Here is a 19,969-nt window from a genome sequence, read left to right as displayed (position 1 = left end):
GGCGGGTGCTCCTGTCGGAAGAAAGTGTTTTCCGGAATGGAAAGTAACTGGCCGCAACCATAGCCGGGGACTTTCCACTCTGGCAAGCCCTCAGCGGAGGGTCGCGTACCGGTGGCGGTGGTGCTCGAGGAAACCCAGCTTCTCGTAGAGCGAGATCCCGGCGGTGTTGGAGGCGATGACCTGCAGATAAGCGTCTGAAGCCCCGCGGGAGGCGCCCCAGGCCAACACTTCGGCGCCGAGGCGGGTGCCCAGGCCGCGGCGTCGATAAGCTTCTGCCACTTCGACCGCGGAGTAGCCGAGCCAAAGGCGCTCGTCGTCGGAGGTGGTCAGGGTGGCGCGGGTGATGGCGACGGTCTCACCGTCCAGGCGCAGGCGGCCGAAGCCCATCTCGCCGTCGATCTGCTCCGAGAGCAAAGCAAGTGCCGCGGGCGGCAGCGCCCGGCCGCGGAAGTGATAGAGCGAGAGCCACTCGTCGTCGGGCTGGGGGTCGACGGAGAAACCCTCGCCGTCACTCGGCGGCAGCGAGGACAGCGAGCGGGTCATCACCAGGATCTCCGGCGACAACGACCAACCCTCAATCAACCCGAGAGCGGACGCGCCGAGGCGCTCCGGAAGATGCAGGCGAACCGGCAGGTTACGGGCCTGGTAGAACGCGGCGATCTCGTCCAGCGGCACCGGCGAGAACCCCGCCGAGCGGCCCAGGGGCGTGGCGGAGTTGGAACGCTCGGTGATGCCGTCGCCGGCGCGCATGAGCCACTGGCCGTCGGAGGTCCAGGCGTGGTCGGTGCCGGGGAAGGCACGCGCGTAGGCCGTCTCCACGTGGCGGATGTCGGAGTTACGGATGCGCCGCGGGGACAGGCGTTTGACGACGTGGATCTGCTCGGAAGGGATCACCACCGAGTCGAGGGAGGACGGGTAGCCGCCCACCTCCTGGGGGCGCACCGTCAGCGGGTCGAGCGCGGTGACGTGACCGATGACGTCGGAGAACACGCCTTCGAGGCGGCGGCGCACCACCACGCGCTCGCCCACGGTGACCTCGTCGGAGCGGAAGATGCGGGACATCTAGTGGCCGAAGGGGTCCTCGTCGACGCCCGGGGTCCAGGTCTGGCCCGGCTCGGTCCACCCGTTGGCCTTGATGGTCTTCTTGGCCTGGCGCTTGTAGCGGCCGATGAGGGTGTCGGTGTAGACGAATCCGTCGAGGTGGCCGACCTCGTGCTGCAGGCAGCGGGCGAAGAACCCGTAGCCCTCCACGGAGACGGGGTCGCCGTTTTCGTCGGTGCCGGTCACGCGTGCCCAGTCGGCGCGCCCGGTGGGGAAGGACTCGCCGGGTACGGAGAGGCAGGCCTCGTCCTCCTCGCCGTCATCCTCCGGCATGGTCTTGGGGATCTCGCTGGTCTCCAGCACGGGGTTGATGATGGTGCCGCGGCGCATTCCGCCGTCCTCCAGCTCGGTGCCGTCGGGGCCGTCCATGTCGGGGCAGTGGTAGACGAAGAGGCGTTTGTTCACGCCGACCTGGTTGGCGGCGAGGCCGACGCCGTGGGCGGCGTCCATGGTCTCGTGCATGTCGGCGATGAGCTCGGCGAGTTCCGCGGGGCTCTCGGTGACGAGCTCGGTGGGGTTGTGCAGTACGGGGTCGCCGTGGATGACGATGGGGCGGATTGACATGTCCTACAGTCTAGGCATGCCAGATCTCAGCGAATCCGATGCCCGCATCCTGGAATTCGAACGCAGCGCGCCCCGTTCCGTCGGCGCGAAGGAGGAGGCGATCCGCGCGCAGCTGGGGCTGAGCCCGATGCGCTACTACCAGCGGTTGAACGTGCTTATCGACGTCCCCGCAGCCATGTCCGCCTATCCCACCCTCACCGCCCGCCTGCGCAGGATCCGGGATCGACGCGCCGATGAGCGGGCTGCCGTCGAAAAGTGACGAACGTGCACTAGTGTTACGCGTGTGACGAATGTGAATCCTGACAACCAGTACGACGAGACCATCGACGACCGCGCCGACGCTGCCGCAGCCACCGAAGGCAGCCACCGCGCCTCCCGCGGCGAGGGCGGGGCAGCCGCCGCCGGCCTCCCGCTGCGCGGCCTGGCCATGATCCTCATCGCCGTTGCCGTCATGCTCGGCCTGTGGGGCCTGTACTCCCTGACCCGCGGCGGCGAGGAAAACTCCTCGGCTGCCGGCGGGGAGACCACCGCTACCGCGCCGCAGGTCTCGCAGGACCAGACCAGCGGCAACACCGCCGTGCCCGCGCCGGCGCCGAGCAGCAACGGCGCTCCCGCGCCCGCCTCGCCCGAGAGTGCGCAGGGCACCACCCCGCCCGGCGGCGTGATCAACCGCGACGGCAGCGTGACTCCGCCGGCCGGCGGCAACGGCGCAGCCCCCGCCGCCGGTGAGACCAAGGTCAACGTGGTGAACAACTCCACCGAGGGCGGCCTGGCCGAGCGCATCTACAACGATCTGCGTGCCGACGGCACCCAGGTCGGCGAGCACGGCAACCTCCCGGGCGAGCAGGTCACGCTCACCGAGACCACCGTCTTCTACCGCGAGGGCGACGCCGCCTCCGAGGCAGCCGCCCACGCGCTCGCCGAGGAGATCGGCACGAAGAACGGGGTGCCGGCCGTGGTCAAACCCAACATCAACGAGCTACCCGCCGAGATGACCGCGCCGGGCAACATCACTCTCGCGCTCATCGGTGACGTGAAGATCTAGATGGCGGAGAACTTCAAGCGCTCCCCGAACCCCACGCTCGGCGTGGAGTGGGAGATCGGCGTCATCGACCCGGAGACCCGGGACCTGGTCCCGCGGGCCGCGAATCTCATCGACCTGGTCAACGCCCGCCACCCGGACATCCACTTCGAACGCGAATTCCTGCAGAACACCGTGGAGTTGGTCACCGGCATCCACACCAGCGTGCCCACAGCCGTGGCGGAGCTGTCCACGCACGTCGCCGCCCTGCGCGAGGGGGCCGACGAGCTCGGCGTGCGTCTCTGGGGCTCCGGCTCCCACCCGTTCTCCGACTTCCGCAAGCAGCCGGTCAGCGCGAAGATGACCTACGCGGAGATCATCAACCGCACCCAGTACTGGGGGCAGCAGATGCTCATCTGGGGTGTGCACGTGCACGTGGGCATCAGCCACGAGGACCGCGTCTGGCCCATCATCAACGCCCTGATGACCAAGTACCCGCACCTGCTCGCGCTCTCCGCGAGCTCGCCGGGCTGGGACGGCATCGACACGGGTTACGCCTCCAACCGCACCATGCTCTACCAGCAGCTTCCCACCGCCGGCATGCCGTATCAGTTCGGTTCCTGGGCCGAGTGGGAGCAGTTCCAGATCGACCAGGCCACCTCCGGGGTCACCAACCACACGGGCTCCATGCACTTCGACATCCGTCCCGCCTCCAAGTGGGGGACCATCGAGGTGCGGGTCTCCGACGCCACGAGTAACCTGCGCGAACTCTCGGCGCTGGTGGCGCTGACGCACTGCCTGGTGGTGCACTACGACCGCATGATCGACCGCGGCGAGACCCTGCCCACGCTCCAGCCCTGGCACCTGGCGGAGAACAAGTGGCGCGCGGCCCGCTACGGCATGGAGGCGCTCGTGGTCACCTCCCGGGACACGGAGGAGAGGTGGGTGACGCAGGAGCTTGACGAGCTCGTCGATACGCTCCTTCCCCTCGCCCGGGAGCTGGACTGCGCCACCGAGCTCGAGCTCGTGCGCGAGTTCTCCCAGCGCGGCGCCGGCTACGCCCGTCAGCGTCGCCTGCACGACCTGCGCGGGGACTGGAAGCCCGTCGTCGACGCGACCTGCGACGAGATGACCCAGCTGCTGCCGGAGCGCTGACATGCTCATCCTCATCGGCGGCGGGCTCCCCGACACCTGGACCGACGTCATCAACCACCTCCCCGCAGGTGTGAAGGCGCGCCCGGTCATGGGTGAGCTGGAGAAACTCCTCGACCGCGAGGAAATCCGCCGCGTCGACATCGTCGCCCACGGCCCCGGCGCACTCGTGGCCTGCGACTTCGCCGCCACGCAGCCGCACCGCGTCTCCCGCCTCGTGCTCGTCGACCCCGTGCTTCCCGACGAACGCGCCCTGCGCCTCCTGCCCGGGTTCCTCCTCGGCGGAAGGAAGAAGGAGCTTATCGACGCCACCTCCACCACCCTCGCCCGGCTAAACGACATCGCCGCCGAGGTGACCGTGCTCGGCAGCTCCCGCCAGGCGCAGCGGGTGGCCGATCTGCTGAAAGTCCCCGCGCAGCCCGGTGGCGCGGACTACCGCGTGGACCCGGTCGGGTTCATCGACGAGGTCCGCGGGCCGCTGGGGCTGTAGGCCCTCAGTTTGTTCGACCACGGTTGTTCGACCGCTTGGTCATTTAGCCCGGATCGACCAAGTGGTCGGGAAACCGTGGTCGAGGAAAACGAACTACCGGCGCCGGACGGTTTTATCGGCGGGGGCGTCGTTACGTGTCATGGTGTCCTTCGGACCGTAGAGCCCCTCGCGGCGGGCGATGCGGCCGAGGCGCTGCGCGGTGACCGGGGAGGTCATCAGGGCGAAGATGACCAGGAGCAGCAGCATGCCCATGTCGGAGCTCTCGGTGACGGTGAAGTCGTCGGAGTTGACGATGTGGATGACGGTACCCAGGATCACCAGGATCAGGCCCGTGGTCTGCGGTTTGGTGATCGCGTGGACACGCGACATGGTGTCGCGGAAACGCACCACGCCGATGGCGGCGGAGAAGACAAAGAGCGCGCCGGGGATGATGAGCACCAGCGAGATGATGTCGAGGATCAGGGACATGTCAGGCCTCGTCTCTCTTGCGGAAGCGGGCGACGGCAATCGAGGAGATGAAGCCGAGCAGGGCGATGACCAGCATGGCGTTGACCACGCTGGTGTCGAAGGTCCAGCAGATGTACACGGCCAGCCCACACTGGGACATGGCGATGAAGCCGTCGAGGCCGAGCATGCGGTCCATGGAGTTCGGGCCGACGACGATGCGCCAGGTGATGATCAGCATGCCGGCCGCGATGAGCACCCCGGGGATGATCAGGATGAGGTTGAAGATGTCGGGGTTCACTGACGCCTCGCTTCGAAGATGCGGATCATGTTGTGCTCCAGCCGGGCGATGTTGTCCACCTCGCGCTGCAGGGAGCGTTCGTCGTCGACGTCGAGAAGGTGGACCGTCCACATGCGGTTGGCGATGTCGATGTCCGACACCGACCCGCCCGGCTGCAGGTTGTAGGCCACGGTGGCGAGGTAGAGCACCAGCTCGTTGGAGACACGCATGGGCATGCGGATGATAGCGGTCTTCGGGGGTTCAGCGGGGCGCAGCGCCAGCCAGGCCACCTTGACCGAGGACGAGAGGAGCTGCGCGAACCACTTCACCAGGAAGACCAGGAGGCGACCCCAGTGGACCCGCATGCCGCCGGTGGGGGAATCGGGAAGCGGGAGCGCCAGGATGACCACCAGGCCGACGGCCAGGCCGCCGAAGACGTTGGCCCAGGTCACCTCGCCCATGAGGAGGCACCACATGACCACGATCCACAGGACGTAGGGCCAGTGCAGTCTGTTGCCGAGTCGACTCAACATTTACGGCGCCTCCTGGGTGACCGGTTCGGGTTCGGGGAGCGGGTGATCGCGCGACGTGAGGGTGTCCGAGCCGCTGTCCAGGCGCTCCTGATGGAGGGAACGGGAGGGGTGGGAGTAGTCGTCGCCAAGCACCGCCTCCCGGTAGATACGGGAGTCCTGCGCCGAGTCGGCCGCGCGGTCGGTGACCCCGGAGAGCGGGCCGGCGATGACGGAGATGGCTGTCGACGCCGCCACCAGCGTGGCCGTGGAGGCGAGCATGCCGAAGGGGATGCGGCCCGGGTCCTTGCGGTCGGTGAACTCCACCTCTTCGGTGACGTCGGAGAGCGGGGCGGGACGGGCGTCGGCGATCTGGCCCTCGGGGGCGTCCTTGCGGTCGCGCCAGAATCCCTTGGACCAGACCAGCACCATGACATACAGCGTGAGCAGCGAGGTGACCACGGTGCCGCCGATGAGGACCCAGGAGAGCCAGCCGCCCTCGTTCGCGCCAGCCTGGAGCAGGAGGATCTTGCCCAGGAAGCCGGAGAACGGCGGGATGCCGCCGAGGTTGAGCGCCGGAATGAGGTAGAGCAGGGCCACCACCGGGGCGGTGTAGAGCAGCGAACCCAGACGCCGCAGGTTGGTCGTGCCGGCCTGGCGCTCGACGAGGCCGACGACGAGGAACAGGGCGGTCTGCACCAGAATGTGGTGCACGGCGTAGAAGATCGCGCCGGACAGGCCCTGCGCCGAGCCGAGCGCGATGCCGAAGAGCATGTAACCGATGTGGCTGACCAGGGTGAAGGAGAGCAGACGTTTAATATCGTTCTGCGCCATCGCGCCCAGGATGCCCACGAGCATGGTGGCCAGGCCGGCCCACATGAACAGGTCGTCGAAGAAACCGTCGGTGAAGATGGTCGAGCGCATCCGGATGATGGAGTAGACACCCACCTTGGTGAGCAGGCCGGCGAACACGGCGGTGACCAGCGACGGCGCGGTGGGGTAGGAGTCCGGCAGCCAGGCGTCGAGCGGGAACACGGCCGCCTTGATGCCGAACGCGACGAGCAGGGTGCCGAAGATCGCGGCGCGCGTGCCGTCGGGCACCTCCTCCATCCGGAGGCCGATCTGCGCCATGTTCACCGTGCCCACCGCCGCGTACACGGCGGCGATGCCGAGCAGGAAGATCATCGACGACACCATGGAGACGGTGACGTAATTGATGCCGGCGCGCACGCGGGCCGGGGAGGCGCCGAGGGTGAGCAGGACGTAGGAGGCGACGAGGAAGACCTCGAAGCCGACGTAGAGGTTGAACAGGTCACCGGCCAGGAAGGACAGGTTCACGCCCATGGTCAGCAGCATGTAGGTGGGCAGAAAGACGGCGACCGGTTCGTCCTTGCTGCCGTCGCGGATGCCCTGCGCGATGGCGTACCACATGACGCAGAACAGAACGATCGACGAGACGGCCAGCATGAGCGCGGCCAGCCGGTCCGCCACCAGGGTGATGCCCACGGGGGCGTCCCAGCCGCCGATCTGCACGGTCTGGATGCCCTCAATGTCGGTGACGATCACCATGGAGACGGCGAGGACGAGCAGCACCAGCAGGGTGGACAGCGCGACGGCGCGCTGCAGGTGCAGGTGGGGGCTGAGCAGCCCGGCCAGCGCCGCTGCGAGCGCCGGCAGGAGGATCGGCAACGGGATGAGATAGGGCATGTAGTCCACGAGGAACTGAGCGTAGTTGCCCACCAGGTCACTCATCGTCGGCCTCCTTCACGGGCTCCTCGAAGGACTTCGGGCCGAAGCTGTCGCCCTCGCTGGTGGGCCGGCCGGTCGCGGGGTCGTCGGAGGCGTCGTGGTCCGGGGCGAAGTAGGGGACGTTGGAGCGGGCGGCGATGGCAATGGCGATGTCCTCGGTGTCCGTCTCGACGATGTCGGCGGTGCGGTAGCGGTACTGGCGGTAGATGAGCGTGAGAATGAAGGCGCTCATGGCCATGGATATGACGATCGCCGTGAGGATCATCGCCTGCGCCAGCGGGTCGGCGAAATGAGCCCCGTAAACCTCGCTGGTGCGGCCCATGATGGGCGGCGAACCCGCGGATCCACCGGCCTGGAGGATGAGAAGGTTGGCGCCATTGCCCAGCAGCAGGATGCCCATGAGGACGCGGGTGAGCACCTTGTCCAGGGTGAGGTAGACGCCCACGGCGATGAGTGTGCCGGCGGCGAGGAGAAGAACCAGGTTGGCTTCCATTTAGGTGGTCTCCTTTCCGTCGGTGTCGTTCACTGTGGGGTCGAGGGTGGCGATGTGGCTTGCGCGTGGTGCGGACGGCAGGGGCGCGGCCGGGTTGGCGTCCTTGGCTTGTCGACGCCGGTGTGCAGCCTCCCGCGCCATCGACCGAGCCCGGTCGCGGGCGCGTTGCTTGCGCATATCCTCTTCGCGGTCGAGCTGGGCGCCGAGCGCCTCGAGGACATGCATGGTGAGTCCGAGGACGATGACGTAGACCCCGGCGTCGAAAAGCAGCGCCGAAGGCAGGGAGAAGTAACCGATGAGCGGCACGTCCTCCCAGGACCAGTAGTAGCTGGACAGGGGCGGGTTGCCGTCGAACATGGGCAGCACCGCCGCGAGCCCGGAGAGCAGGAGGCCGCCGGCGAGCACCTTGCCGGGGTCGAGCGGGAGGGTCTCGTAGAACTCCGCGCGGCCGCCCGCGAGGTAGCGCAGCGACAGCGCCAGCGCGGCGACGAGACCGCCGGCGAAGCCGCCACCGGGGGCGTTGTGGCCGACAAAGAAGAAGAACAACGAGAGCGCGATCATCGAGGGGAAGAGCAGCCGGGTGGCGATGTCCACGAGGATCGAGCGGTTCTGCGCCTTCTCCGTCTCGATCCCCGCGGCGAGCCAGCGGCGACCGCGGGCGCGCAACACGGGGCGGCGGGACTCGCGGGTGAAGGAGTTGTTGCGGAAGATCAGCGAGGCGACACCGGTGGCGGCGATGGCCAGGACGGAGATCTCGCCGAAGGTGTCCCAGGCGCGGATGTCCACGAGCAGGACGTTGACCGCGTTGGCACCGTGGCCGATCTCCTCGGCCAGGTCCGGGATTACCGTGCTGATCGGGGTGGCGGTGCGGGCGTTCATGGCGAACAGGGCCACGACCGTGACGGTCAGGCCGGTGGCCGCGCCGAGCCAGGCGCGCAGGCGGTTGGACTGGCCGTTGACCTTGAGGTCGGCGCTGGCGGGCAGTTTCCTCATCACTAGGACGAAGATGACCATGACGATGGTCTCGCTCAGCGCCTGCGTCAACGCCAGGTCCGGGGCGCCGTGGAGCGCGAAGATCAGGGCGTTGGCATAGCCGGTGACGCCGACGACGACGATCGCGGTGAGACGGTTGGCCACCACCGCGGCGGTGAGCGCGGCGGCGATGGAGATCGCGGCGGCCACGGCCTGCCAGGGGTTGTCCCACAGCACCATGCGCACGTCCGTGCGAGCGCCGGCGAGCAGTGCGATACCCGGCAGGAGGATGAGCACGCCGAAGATGACACCCACGTTGGCGGTCAGCGAGCCGCGCTGCGTCTCCGCGGTGATGCGCCAGGATATCCGGCGCAGGGTGTCCAGCACCAGGTCGTACGCCCGGTTCGCCGAACCCAGCGCGGGGGCGTCGAACTGGGCCTTGGCCACCACGTCACGCTGCAGGAACATGAAGATGCCGGCCGCGATGATCACCGCGGTGAGCAGCAGCGGGATGGTGAACCCGTGCCACAGGGCCAGGTGGGTGGCCTTCGCGTCGGGGGCGAGCGGGGTGACGTTGTCCAGGTGGACCTCGATGATGGCGTCGAGCGGCGCCACCCAGAGACCCAGGCCCACGGTCAGTGTCGTGAGCAGGGCGGGGGAGAACCACAGCGAAGGGCCGATGTGGTGCATCTTCTCCACGGCCGAGGAGATGCCGCCGCCGGAGGGGTGGTCCAGCTTCTTGGTGGCGAAGGCACCGTGGAGGAAGAACAGCGCGTAGGCCATGGTGAGGATGGAACCGGCCACCAGCCCGACCATGAGCAGGTTGCGGGGCATGCCCACCAGCAGGGGCTCGTCCATGACGGCGGTGAGGACGGACTCCTTGGCGATGAACCCCACGAGCGGGGGGACACCGGCCATGGACAGGGCGGAGATCCACGCCAGGGCCGCCACCAGCGGCTGGCGCCTGCCCAGGCCGGAGAGGTGGCGGATGTCGCGGGTGCCGGAGGAGTGGTCGATGGCGCCGACCACCATGAACAGCGCCGCCTTGAAGATCGCATGACTGAAGGTCAGAGCCAGCCCGGCCTGGAGGGCGTCGCGGGAGCCGATGCTGATGACGGACATGATGAACCCCAGCTGGGACACCGTGCCGTAGGCGAGGATGAGTTTGAGGTCCTTCTGCTTCAGCGCCATCCAGCCGCCGAGCAGCATGGTGAACACGCCCGCGGAGATGACGGTGAGGTGCCAGCCGGCCACGACGTGGAAGTCGGGCGCGAGGCGGGCCACCAGGTAGATGCCGGCCTTGACCATGGCGGCGGAGTGCAGGAACGCGGAGACCGGGGTCGGGGCGGCCATCGCGCCGGGCAGCCAGAAGTGCGCCGGGGCGATGGCGGACTTGGACAGCGCGCCGGCGAGGATGAGCACCACCGCGGGGAGGATGAACGGGGTCTGGGTGAACGCATCGAAGTCCGCGATGGCCGAGAAGGTCCACACGCCGGCCTGCCGGCCCAGCAGGATGATGCCCACGAGCATGGCCAGGCCACCGAGGGTGGTGACCATGAGCGCCTGCCCGGCGGAGCGGCGCGAGCTCGCCCGCTCGCCGTAGTAGCCCACCAGGAGGAAGGACAGCACCGAGGTGATCTCCCAGAACACGTACATGAGCAGGAGGTTGTCGGAGATGACCAGGCCGTACATGGCCGCCGCGAAGGCGACCATCTCGGCGGCGAACTTGGACAGCCTCACCGGGTTGGAGTCGAAGTATCCCCAGCAGTAGAAGAGCACCAGCGCGCCGCCGCCGAGCACGATGAGGGAGAACAGCGCGGCCAGCGAGTCCAGCCGCAGGGTGAGGGCGAGGTTGGCCTCCGGCATCCACGGGTAGTCGGCGGTGAGTGCACCGCCGTCAGCGAAGGTCCCGCGGAAAAACAGCGAGATGACCCAGCCGAATCCCGCCGCGGGCACCAGGGCCAGCAGCGCAAAACCGAGCTGGCCCAGCCAGCGGATGAGCAGCGGGGCGACGACCGCGGTGAGGATCAGTGCGAAGAGCAGAATGAGCACGTACTTTTACAGCTCCCCTTGTGGTCTCGAGTGTCTTGGTGGGCGGCGTAGTTCGTTCGCCGTCTTCTCGGGACGCGCACTGCACAGAGCGGGAGTAGGTGACAACCGAAACCACGTCTTTTCCTCGGGCACGCACTCGAGGGTGCACCGCCATAAAGGGCCGTTCGCGAACCTTCGTCTTTCCTCACCGTGCGCGGAGGACGCGCATTCCGTGGGTGTGTGGGCGCCACGGGGGTAGGCGTGGCTAACATCGTCCACCTTAGCCAGAAGTTGCAGCCGGCGAAAGCCGGAGAATTAACTGACAGTTATATATGGGCGCTCTGCGCGGGGCGCCTAGCCGTGGATGCGCTGCGCGCCGGAGGAGAGCGCGGCGGCGATGGAGGTGTCCGGGGTCGGCCCGAATCCGACGGCCCAGGCGGTGTGGTGATGGTCGTTCTGGTGGGCGACCTCGATGAAAGTGACGGTCGCCTCGAAGATACGCCTCTGGTGGAAGGTGCGGATCTCGACGTAGCGTCCGCTCTCGGCCAGCATGTGGGTGAGGGCGGAGATGGCGCCGGTGGTCTCGATCTCCGCGGTGCGGGTCTCCGGTGCGCGGGTCTTGGAGACCTCGAGGACCTCGCCCGTGTAGCGGAACTTGCCCCCGCGCAGCTTCTCGGAGGCGAGGTGCGCGATGCGGACCTCCGGGGCGGGGCAGTAGATCGCGGTGAAGAGCGACCAGCTCATGCCGTCCGCCTCCTCACGCAGGCCGCGGGGCAGGCGGTGCCCGGCGCCGAAGCGGTCCTGGAGGGGATCGGTGGTGGTGGGGGCGGTGGTGATGGTGGTGTAGAAGGAGTGGTTTTCCTGGAACATGATTCTGTGCGTCCTTAGTGTTGCGAGTTCTGTACTGGCAATGGGGGCCGACCGGGAGATGAGGGTTCGGGGGAGACTAAGGACTACTGACCCGCGCGGCGCGGGCCGGAGAAAACTAGACCGCGACGGGCTGCGTAGCCCTGAGTACTCGGGCTACGCGTAGTACGCGTAGGTCGAGTGCCCGGGCGGCAGCCGGTAGGAGAGTCATGTTCGTGTTCACGGGAGCGACGGTAATCCAGATCACATATCGCTGCAACCTGAATCACAATTTTTCTTTATCGCCCCTGGTAGCGCAGCAGGAAAAGGGCCTCGGCGGCCGCGAGGTGCTCGATCTCGGAGGGGTCCACGGACTCGTTGGGGGAGTGGATGGTGCTCAGGGGCTCCTCCACGCCGAACAGCGCGATGGACGCGCCGGGCACCGCGCGCTGCAGGCCCTTGGCGAGCGGGATGGAGCCGCCGGATCCGACCAGGGCCACCTCGTCCTCGCCGTAGGACTCCGCCAGGCAGGAGCTCAGGGTCTGCGCGGCCGCGGAGGAGGTGTCGGTGGCGAACGGCGGGTTGATGTCGTCGACCTCGACGGACAGGTGCGCGCCCCAGGGCACGTGGTTCTCCAGGTGCCTGACCAGCGCCTCGACCGTGGCGGTGGAGTCCAGGGGATGCGGCACACGCAGGTTGATCTTCGCGCTCGCGGTGGCGGGCACGGCGTTGACCGCCTCGGACACCGGGGTGGAGGTGAAGCCGGTGACGGTCACCGCGGGTCGCGCCCAGATGAGGTGAGCCGGGTTGTCGGAGCCACCGAAGAGCTCCACGCCCTCGAGCACGCCGGCGTCGGAGCGGAAGGTCTCCGGGTCGTAGAGCTCTCCGTCCCAGGTGGCGGAGGTATCCAGGCCGTCGATACGCGTGGCCCCGGTCTCGTCACGCAGCGAATCCAGCAGGCGCATCAGCGCGGCCACGGCGTCGGGCGCCGCGCCGCCGACCATGCCCGAGTGGGCCGGGGTGCGCAGCGTGTCCACGGTGACGGTGACCTGGGCGCCGCCGCGCAGGGAGGTGGTCAGGGTGGGCTTGCCGACGGCCGCGTTCCCCGTGTCCGCGATGAGGATCGCGTCCGCCTGAAACAGTTCGGGGCGGGTCTCGATGAGATCGTCGAGGCCGGCGCCGCCGCGCTCCTCGGAACCCTCGATGATCACCGTGACGTTGACCTTCGGCCCGCCCTCGCTCTCCACGGCGCGCAGGGCGGCGAGGTGCATGACCAGGTTGCCCTTGCAGTCCGCGGCGCCGCGGCCGTACCAGCGGCCGTCGCGCTCGGTGAGCGTGAGCGGGTGGGACTGCCAGGCGGCGTGATCGCCGGTGGGCACTATGTCGTAGTGGGAATAGAGGAGAACGGTGGGCAGGGAGGCGTCGATAAGCCTCGTGCCCCGGACGAGCACGGAGCCGTCGGAGGTGGGGATGAGCTCCGTGTCCAGACCGGCCTCGGTGAAGGCGTCGCGGACCCAGTGGGCGGCGGAGGTGTTGTCGTCCTCGTGGCCCGGTTGGTTGTGCACGGAGTCGAAGGCGACGATCTGGGAGAGCTGGTCGAAGATGCGGCCACGCTCGGAATGGATCTTATCGACAAGGGGGTGCGTCTGTTCGGTGGTCATGACGACCACGTTAGCGCACGGTAACGGCGTTTTGTCTTGCACTCATAATGGTCAGGTGCTAAAAATGGGCGTTAGCACTTGCTCCATTTGAGTGCCAGAAAATTTCAGTCGAGTGGGTGAGACTGGTCAACACTCTCCAGTCGTCCGTCGCGGGCGCCCTACTTGCAGGCGGACGTTAAGAGTGTCGTCTACGACAGTTACCGACAACGCACGAGGAGAACAAACCAACTCATGTCCAAGATTATCGCCTTTGATGAGGAAGCACGCCGCGGTCTTGAGCGGGGTCTGAACACCCTGGCCGACGCGGTCAAGGTCACCCTCGGCCCCAAGGGTCGCAACGTTGTCCTGGAGAAGGCCTGGGGTGCCCCGACCATCACCAACGACGGCGTCTCCATCGCCAAGGAAATCGAGCTCGAGGACCCGTACGAGTCCATCGGTGCCGAGCTGGTCAAGGAAGTGGCCAAGAAGACCGACGACGTCGCCGGCGACGGCACCACCACGGCCACCGTTCTCGCCCAGGCACTCGTCTCCGAGGGCCTGCGCAACGTCGCGGCCGGCTCCAACCCCATGGGCATCAAGCGTGGCATTGAAGCCGCCACCGCCAAGGTCTCCGAGGCGCTGCTCTCCGGTGCCAAGGAAGTGGAGACCGAGGAGCAGATCGCCCAGACCGCGGGCATCTCCGCGGCTGACCCCGAGATCGGCAAGCAGATCGCCCGCGCCATGTACGCCGTGGGCAATGGCTCCGTAAACAAGGACTCCGTCATCACCGTGGAGGAGTCCAACACCTTCGGCGTCGACCTCGAGGTCACCGAGGGCATGCGGTTCGACAAGGGTTACATCTCCGGCTACTTCGCCACCGACGCGGAGCGCCAGGAGGCCGTGCTCGAGGACCCCTACGTCCTGCTGGTCTCCGGCAAGATCTCCAACATCAAGGATCTCCTCCCGCTGCTGGAGCAGGTCATGCAGTCCGGCAAGCCGCTGCTCATCATCGCCGAGGACGTCGAGGGCGAGGCCCTGTCCACCCTCGTGGTGAACAAGATCCGCGGCACCTTCAAGTCCGTCGCCGTCAAGGCACCGGGCTTCGGTGACCGTCGCAAGGCGCAGCTGCAGGACATCGCCATCCTCACCGGTGGCCAGGTCATCTCCGAGGAGGTCGGCCTCTCCCTCGAGACCGCCGATCTGGAGCTGCTGGGTACCGCCCGCAAGGTCGTGGTGACCAAGGACGACACCACCATCGTCCAGGGCGCCGGCACCCCGGAGCAGATCGAGGGCCGCGTCAAGCAGATTCGCACCGAGATCGAGAACTCCGACTCCGAGTACGACCGCGAGAAGCTGCAGGAGCGCCTGGCCAAGCTGGCCGGCGGCGTGGCAGTGCTCAAGGTCGGTGCCGCCACCGAGGTGGAGCTCAAGGAGCGCAAGCACCGCATCGAGGACGCCGTGCGTAACGCCAAGGCTGCCGTGGAAGAGGGCATCCTCCCCGGCGGTGGCGTGGCGCTGCTGCAGGCCGCCAAGGTGCTCGAGGGTGACCTCGGGCTCGAGGGTGACGAGGCCACCGGCGTGAAGATCGTGCGCCAGTCCCTCGGCGCTCCGCTCAAGCAGATCGCCTTCAACGCCGGCCTCGAGCCGGGCGTGGTGGCCGACAAGGTCTCCAACCTCCCGGCCGGCCAGGGCCTCAACGCGGCCACCGGCGAGTACGTCGACATGATGTCCAACGGCATCCTCGACCCGGCGAAGGTCACGCGCTCTGCCCTGCAGAACGCTGCCTCCATCGCCGCGCTGTTCCTCACCACCGAGGCTGTCGTGGCTGACAAGCCGCAGCCGGCTGGTGCAGGGGCACCGGGCATGGATGAGATGGGTGGCATGGGCATGTAGTTCGTGCCCTGCCAGCCCTCACCAGGCTGCGCTGCGCCCCGGCGGTACTCCTCGCGAGTGTCCGCCGGGGCGTTTTTTGCGTATCGACGCCGCTCCCAAGCGCCTGCCGCGTCGAGCGAAAAATCACACTTTGACGCCGTTCAACTCCGCCTATTCCCCCGAAATAGGGTGCTTATACGAATTATTCCCGGGGTTAATGCTGATGAAAGGTGTCTATATACTTATCGGACTGGCCAGTAGACTTTTATCTAATGTTAAGAAACGGCATTCAGGTAGAGTGCATATCCACTGGTCAGGTCGCGTAAGTGAATGGCAGGTTACGAGATCGGTTCCTGGGTAACACCTGCCAGACATGCAGTGAATGTTATTTTCCGCTTGACGATCTCTGAAGCTCTGGCATACTTATTTTCTGTGACGCCCAAGGGGGGTGTCCGTACAACCTGCATATCCGGCCTGGAACCAACTTTGGGTCGGAATTTCTCTGAAGGAGACACTATGCCTTTCGACCTCGACACCATCGTCCTGCACATCGACAACTTCGTCACCACCTGGGAGGGCTGGGGCGATGTGTTCTCCGGCCTCAACGAGTTCCTCTTCGGCGATGATAAGGACGGCGGCCGCGAATACCTGAGCTCCGAGCTCGGCGACGTTTTCGCTGGCGTTGACGAGCTCTCCAGCCGTGGCGAGGATGCCACCGATCCGGACGCTTGGTTCAGCAGCCTCGGCGGCAGCATCAACTAGTTTCACCCCATTCGGTGGAATGGCTCGAGGCTTGCGCCCTGTGAACTCGGCCTGACCACCGAAAAAGCTCCACCCCCCATTCTGAATGCCACGTCTTTCAAGGAGACACACACATGTCTGCAGATATCTTCGACAACCTGACCACCTCCTCCGTCTTCGAGCTCTCCTCCTTCGAAGACGGCTCCGCCGTTCTCGACTTCGGCGTGCTCGTCACCGAGTTCGTGGAGCCCCTCGCCAAGGCACTCGGCGGCATCTCTGACCTGATCGGCCTCATCAACTAATTGCAGTTGATGCCGTGAAGGCATGAAGCAGTACCCCGGCCCGTTGGGCCGGGGTTTTTGCATGCCCGCAGGGCGCTAGTTCGGATGTAGCCGCGGCCTACGACCTTGGGCGGGGAAGGTACATCCCAGGGTTCGCAGCATAAACCCCGGCGAAGATGTTTCGCCGGGGGATGCGGTATGCGGACTGGGTAGTTAGAGGCTCGCGCCGACTAGCCGGCCCATCTCCTGGTGCCCGAAGTCGGTGGGGTGATTGGTCATCACAGAGTCGGGGTTCGCGCGCTGGTACATGTTCACCCAACGCTGGGACGGATCGGAACACGGCCCATGTCCGCTGGAGGCCGAGTAGAGGTCCACGAAGCTGACGCCGATGCGCGCCGCAGTGTCGCCGATGACCTGGCTGAAGTGAGACTCCACGTGCGTTCCGCCCGGAATGAAGACGTTCGGCCCGCGCTGGCTCGAACCCGCCGGCAGGACACCCTCAAACGTACCGGTGCAGAGGTAGTCGTTGTCGATCAGGCGCGGATAGCTGACCATGGTGATCTTGGCGTTGGGGGCGACGCTACGGATGCGGTTGACGGTGTCGTTCAGACCGGAGACGTAGGCGGAGTACTGCAGGTCCTGGCCGTGGGTGGTCGCGCTGTAGGCGACGTCGCCGATGACGCGAACATCGAGGATGCCGAACATGATGGCCACCTGGCGGGTGTCGTAACCGAGGTCACCCTGAGCGATAGCCGCCTCGACGTAGTCTGGCAGCAGGTAGCTGGTGCCGTTGCAGGAGTAGTCCGCGAGCTGGAGCCCGGCCGTACGGGCCGCCACGTGCGGCCAGTTCTCATTGTCGGTGCGACAGTTGGGACGCGACGGCGTTTCGGAGGGGACGAAACGCCCTCCGCCCGCGCCGCCGTTGGCAGCAAAGGAATCGCCGAACGTGACCATCTGCGTGCCCGGACCGGGGGTGGCAGGGGGGAGCGACGAGAACTGCGGCAGTGCAGATGAGCCTGGGCCGGAAGAGAGCGCCGGGGTGGATGACTGCGCGCTGGCGACTCCCATCCCGGAGGCGGCGAGGAGCGAAGCGGCCGCAGCGGCGGCAACCCGGGTAGAAAGCGTTCGGAATTGCATGGAATGTCGTCTCATTTTCTTTCGGAGCCCAGGGGACCTGGCTGCGTCGGTTAATCGCGAAACTGAGGAATCCCTGGTCTGTATATCAAGTTAGAGTGAAGATTACCGTTAGGTGGTATTCACTTCAAATTCACCTGGTGGAGCCGTGTTTATGTAGCTACCTCTCGCCCGCTGCCCGTCTGGGCTTCCCGGTTGTGCCAGGGACTCCCAGCTAAGCCGAGGTCAGAAAGGTATGACTCATTTGCTGAAACCTATCGGTGAGAACAATCCGGGTGTTACAAACCGCTGGAAGGTGAACGGGAATGGCCGGCGAATCGGGGCGAAAATAGTCTGAGGATGCTCGCGCTCAACCCTCCGAACTCAACGGATTAATAAAAAATGAGTGCGTCTAATAGCCGTGCGCTCCGTCAGCGGAGCAGTGTCCAACGCGGGACGGGACCGCGTGTGTCACTCGGGGGAGCGTCCTACGTCTGAGGGGTGGTCAAGGTGGGCATTTTTCGAGTCGCGCGACCACCCTGCGCGGGTAGAGTTCTCCCCATGGCTGACACTCGCGAAGATGACCTGGAAATGCTCGACCTCGCCAAAACCGAGGGCTATGTAGTGGATGATTCAGACGAGGATGATCCCGTCCTCCTGCGTCCGGACGGCACCGCCGTGGAGACATGGCGTGAGCAGTACCCCTACGACGAGCGCATGTCCCGCGACGAGTACGAGCAGGTCAAGCGCAAGCTGCAGATCGAGCTGCTGAAGTGGCAGAACTGGACCAAGGAGACTGGCCAGCGGCACATCATTCTTTTCGAGGGCCGCGACGCCGCCGGCAAGGGTGGAACCATCAAGCGTTTCAACGAACACCTCAACCCGCGCGGAGCGCGGACCGTGGCGTTGGAGAAGCCGTCGCCACGCGAGTCCACCTCCTGGTACTTCCAGCGTTACATCCAGCACTTCCCCTCTGCCGGTGAGATCGTGTTCTTCGACCGCTCCTGGTACAACCGCTCGGGTGTCGAGCGTGTCATGGGCTTCTGCACCGAGTCGCAGCACGCCGAGTTCCTCCGCGAAGTGCCCATGCTGGAGAACATGCTGCTGGGCTCCGGCATCTCCGTGACCAAGTTCTGGTTCTCTGTGACGCAGAAGGAGCAGCGCACGCGCTTCGCCATCCGTCAGGTCGATCCCGTGCGCCAGTGGAAGCTCTCCCCGATGGACCTCGCGTCCCTGGACAAGTGGGACGACTACACCAACGCCAAGGAAGAGCAGTTCCGCTACACGGACACCGACGAGTCGCCCTGGATCACCATCAAGTCCAACGACAAGAAGCGCGCCCGGATCAACGCCATGCGTTACATCCTGTCCAAGTTCGAGTACACCAACAAGGACCACGAGGTCGTGGGGGAGCCGGATCCGCTGATCGTCAAGCGGGGCCGCGAGCAGATCGGCGACTAACGCCCGGATTGAGGGGCGGGGGCTGTTTTCGGCTGCCGAGCGCCTTTGTGGGGATTCGTGAGTGTAAACGCGCACGGGCTTGCTGACTTCTCTGCAAGGCTATCTTTCTTGACTGGGCATCCCTTATGCTGGGGAATCCATAGAAAAGACTGGCACCGACGGGAGGAGGGCAGATGGCAACCATTTTCGATGTCGCTCAGAGCATCGTCCAGCTTCGGCCTGGGCTGACCAAAATCGAACTTTACAAGCTCTGCTACTTCGCCCAAGGTTGGCATTCCACGTGGGTTGGCCAGCCGCTGTTCACGCAACCCATGGAAGCGTGGAAGTACGGCCCGGTAAGTCCGGAATTGCGCCAGCACAGTCGCTCGACCGGCAATCGCATCGACTCCATCGACACTGGAAGCTCGGACAACCTTGGCGATTATGAGCGTGAGCTTATCGCGAACGTTGTTGAATTCTATGAGGGTGTGGCAGCTTTCGGGGCAGACGGGTTGTCCGATCAAAGCCACGGTCCTGCATGGCAAAACGCGCGCGGAGATCTTCCGCCCGAGGCGGCCTGCTCGGTGGTCATTCAGCAGACCGATATCCGCAAGGAATTTACCCAGCGGATGTGGGGTGAAGATCCCAAGCCGGATGCCCCTGCGACTCTGCCCCCGTTTAGTGCTGATGAACTTTCCCGAGTCCGTCGACAGGCGGAGATCACGCACCGTGAGGTACTGCGAGGCCTTGCGCTCATCTGATGGACCGGGAACAGGTCATGGTGTCTCTTTTGGTGCGGGAGGCACTCGAGATAAACCGGGGTTGCGCGTCGCGGGATGAACCCTTCGCTGGGTTCGGTTTGCGTGACGAAGCAGCGCTCCGAAGCGCAATTGGGGCGGTATTCCAATCTGTCATCGGACAGCCTGCCTACCCGGACGTCTACAGCCGTGGAGCTGCCCTGCTCATTAAAGTTGCCAAGGCGCACGCGTTCGTCGACGGAAACAAAAGGACGGCCTTCCTGCTCTGCGTGACGTACCTCGGTATTGGGGAAATAAGCATTAGCCCGCAATGCCCTCAGGAGGCGATTGATTTCGTCGAGAGAGTTACAAAGTCCGACGAGGACCAGGGAGATCTCATCCGAATCGCAGCGAGCCAACTTCTGGAATGGAGTTAGAGGCGGTCCGTCTCGAGGCAATGCCGCCGTTAGACAGCTGGTGAGCAGATCGGCGA

Annotated in this window: 21 protein-coding genes; 10 read left to right on the top strand and 11 right to left on the bottom strand. The window is 66.0% G+C overall.

Features of this window, described 5'->3' with window-relative positions:
- Positions 1-90: 90 nt before the first annotated feature.
- Positions 91-1,062: an N-acetylglutamate synthase, CG3035 family gene (locus CDOO_RS11665; protein ID WP_018022784.1), complete on the bottom strand. Its 972-nt coding sequence runs from the start codon at positions 1,060-1,062 to the stop codon at positions 91-93.
- Positions 1,063-1,665, bottom strand: coding sequence for a peptide deformylase (locus tag CDOO_RS11660; RefSeq protein WP_018022785.1), 603 nt, complete (start codon positions 1,663-1,665; stop codon positions 1,063-1,065).
- Between CDOO_RS11660 and CDOO_RS11655 the strand changes: the two genes are divergently transcribed.
- The 4 genes from CDOO_RS11655 to CDOO_RS13380 are packed head-to-tail and all read left to right on the top strand — an operon-like array spanning position 1,664 to position 4,328.
- Complete coding sequence (locus CDOO_RS11655) at positions 1,664-1,924, top strand: DUF3263 domain-containing protein (protein WP_026159476.1); 261 nt, start codon at positions 1,664-1,666, stop codon at positions 1,922-1,924. The genes CDOO_RS11660 and CDOO_RS11655 overlap by 2 nt on opposite strands.
- Before the next feature lie 24 nt (positions 1,925-1,948).
- Positions 1,949-2,710, top strand: coding sequence for a LytR C-terminal domain-containing protein (locus CDOO_RS11650; RefSeq protein WP_018022787.1), 762 nt, complete (start codon positions 1,949-1,951; stop codon positions 2,708-2,710).
- Positions 2,711-3,841 (top strand): glutamate--cysteine ligase, encoded by a 1,131-nt coding sequence (locus tag CDOO_RS11645; protein WP_018022788.1) that lies wholly within the window; start codon positions 2,711-2,713, stop codon positions 3,839-3,841.
- A 1-nt stretch (position 3,842) separates the two neighbouring features.
- Positions 3,843-4,328, top strand: coding sequence for an alpha/beta fold hydrolase (locus CDOO_RS13380; RefSeq protein ID WP_018022789.1), 486 nt, complete (start codon positions 3,843-3,845; stop codon positions 4,326-4,328).
- A 93-nt stretch (positions 4,329-4,421) separates the two neighbouring features.
- On the opposite strand, the gene mnhG is transcribed toward CDOO_RS13380, so the two are convergent.
- The 8 genes from mnhG to CDOO_RS11600 form a co-directional block, all read right to left on the bottom strand.
- Positions 4,422-4,796 carry a monovalent cation/H(+) antiporter subunit G gene (mnhG, locus tag CDOO_RS11635; RefSeq protein WP_018022790.1) on the bottom strand — a complete coding sequence of 125 codons (375 nt, stop codon included), beginning with the start codon at positions 4,794-4,796 and terminating at the stop codon, positions 4,422-4,424.
- A gap of 1 nt (position 4,797) precedes the next feature.
- Positions 4,798-5,073 (bottom strand): monovalent cation/H+ antiporter complex subunit F, encoded by a 276-nt coding sequence (locus CDOO_RS11630; RefSeq protein WP_018022791.1) that lies wholly within the window; start codon positions 5,071-5,073, stop codon positions 4,798-4,800.
- Complete coding sequence (locus CDOO_RS11625; protein WP_018022792.1) at positions 5,070-5,585, bottom strand: Na+/H+ antiporter subunit E; 516 nt, start codon at positions 5,583-5,585, stop codon at positions 5,070-5,072. The genes CDOO_RS11630 and CDOO_RS11625 overlap by 4 nt, the downstream gene beginning before the upstream one ends.
- Complete coding sequence (locus CDOO_RS11620) at positions 5,586-7,313, bottom strand: Na+/H+ antiporter subunit D (RefSeq protein ID WP_018022793.1); 1,728 nt, start codon at positions 7,311-7,313, stop codon at positions 5,586-5,588.
- The gene (locus tag CDOO_RS11615; protein ID WP_018022794.1) at positions 7,306-7,803 is read right to left on the bottom strand and encodes a Na(+)/H(+) antiporter subunit C; all 498 of its coding nucleotides are present in this window, start codon (positions 7,801-7,803) and stop codon (positions 7,306-7,308) included. Before CDOO_RS11615 ends, CDOO_RS11620 begins: the two co-directional genes overlap by 8 nt.
- On the bottom strand, positions 7,804-10,827 hold the full coding sequence (locus CDOO_RS11610; RefSeq protein WP_018022795.1) for a Na+/H+ antiporter subunit A: 3,024 nt from the start codon (positions 10,825-10,827) through the stop codon (positions 7,804-7,806). It abuts the gene before it with no gap.
- Positions 10,828-11,160: 333 nt separating this feature from the next.
- Positions 11,161-11,676 (bottom strand): hypothetical protein, encoded by a 516-nt coding sequence (locus CDOO_RS11605; protein ID WP_018022796.1) that lies wholly within the window; start codon positions 11,674-11,676, stop codon positions 11,161-11,163.
- Positions 11,677-11,951: 275 nt separating this feature from the next.
- A complete protein-coding gene (locus CDOO_RS11600; RefSeq protein WP_026159477.1) occupies positions 11,952-13,313 on the bottom strand; it encodes a dipeptidase in 1,362 nt (453 codons plus the stop codon).
- A 231-nt stretch (positions 13,314-13,544) separates the two neighbouring features.
- Here CDOO_RS11600 and groL point away from each other — a divergent pair, with 231 nt between their 5' ends.
- From groL to CDOO_RS14015, 3 genes are all read left to right on the top strand, one after another.
- Positions 13,545-15,185: a chaperonin GroEL gene (gene groL / locus CDOO_RS11595; RefSeq protein ID WP_018022798.1), complete on the top strand. Its 1,641-nt coding sequence runs from the start codon at positions 13,545-13,547 to the stop codon at positions 15,183-15,185.
- A gap of 495 nt (positions 15,186-15,680) precedes the next feature.
- The gene (locus CDOO_RS11590; RefSeq protein ID WP_018022799.1) at positions 15,681-15,926 is read left to right on the top strand and encodes a hypothetical protein; all 246 of its coding nucleotides are present in this window, start codon (positions 15,681-15,683) and stop codon (positions 15,924-15,926) included.
- Between the two features lie 113 nt (positions 15,927-16,039).
- Positions 16,040-16,207, top strand: a complete 168-nt coding sequence (locus CDOO_RS14015; protein ID WP_018022800.1) for a hypothetical protein — start codon at positions 16,040-16,042, stop codon at positions 16,205-16,207.
- A 192-nt stretch (positions 16,208-16,399) separates the two neighbouring features.
- Here CDOO_RS14015 and CDOO_RS11585 read toward each other — a convergent pair whose 3' ends face one another.
- On the bottom strand, positions 16,400-17,323 hold the full coding sequence (locus tag CDOO_RS11585) for a GDSL-type esterase/lipase family protein (RefSeq protein ID WP_162138672.1): 924 nt from the start codon (positions 17,321-17,323) through the stop codon (positions 16,400-16,402).
- A 537-nt stretch (positions 17,324-17,860) separates the two neighbouring features.
- Here CDOO_RS11585 and ppk2 point away from each other — a divergent pair.
- The 3 genes from ppk2 (at position 17,861) to CDOO_RS14535 (ending at position 19,913) form a co-directional block, all read left to right on the top strand.
- Positions 17,861-18,760, top strand: a complete 900-nt coding sequence (gene ppk2, locus CDOO_RS11580; RefSeq protein WP_026159478.1) for a polyphosphate kinase 2 — start codon at positions 17,861-17,863, stop codon at positions 18,758-18,760.
- Positions 18,761-18,933: 173 nt separating this feature from the next.
- A complete protein-coding gene (locus CDOO_RS11575; RefSeq protein ID WP_018022803.1) occupies positions 18,934-19,500 on the top strand; it encodes a Panacea domain-containing protein in 567 nt (188 codons plus the stop codon).
- Positions 19,500-19,913, top strand: a complete 414-nt coding sequence (locus CDOO_RS14535; RefSeq protein ID WP_018022804.1) for a type II toxin-antitoxin system death-on-curing family toxin — start codon at positions 19,500-19,502, stop codon at positions 19,911-19,913. The genes CDOO_RS11575 and CDOO_RS14535 overlap by 1 nt, the downstream gene beginning before the upstream one ends.
- The last annotated feature ends 56 nt before the right edge of the window (positions 19,914-19,969 follow it).

Origin of the sequence: Corynebacterium doosanense CAU 212 = DSM 45436, from assembly GCF_000767055.1 — a bacterium.
GTDB classification, from domain to species: domain Bacteria; phylum Actinomycetota; class Actinomycetes; order Mycobacteriales; family Mycobacteriaceae; genus Corynebacterium; species Corynebacterium doosanense.
This window is presented reverse-complemented; position numbering and strand designations above follow the sequence as displayed.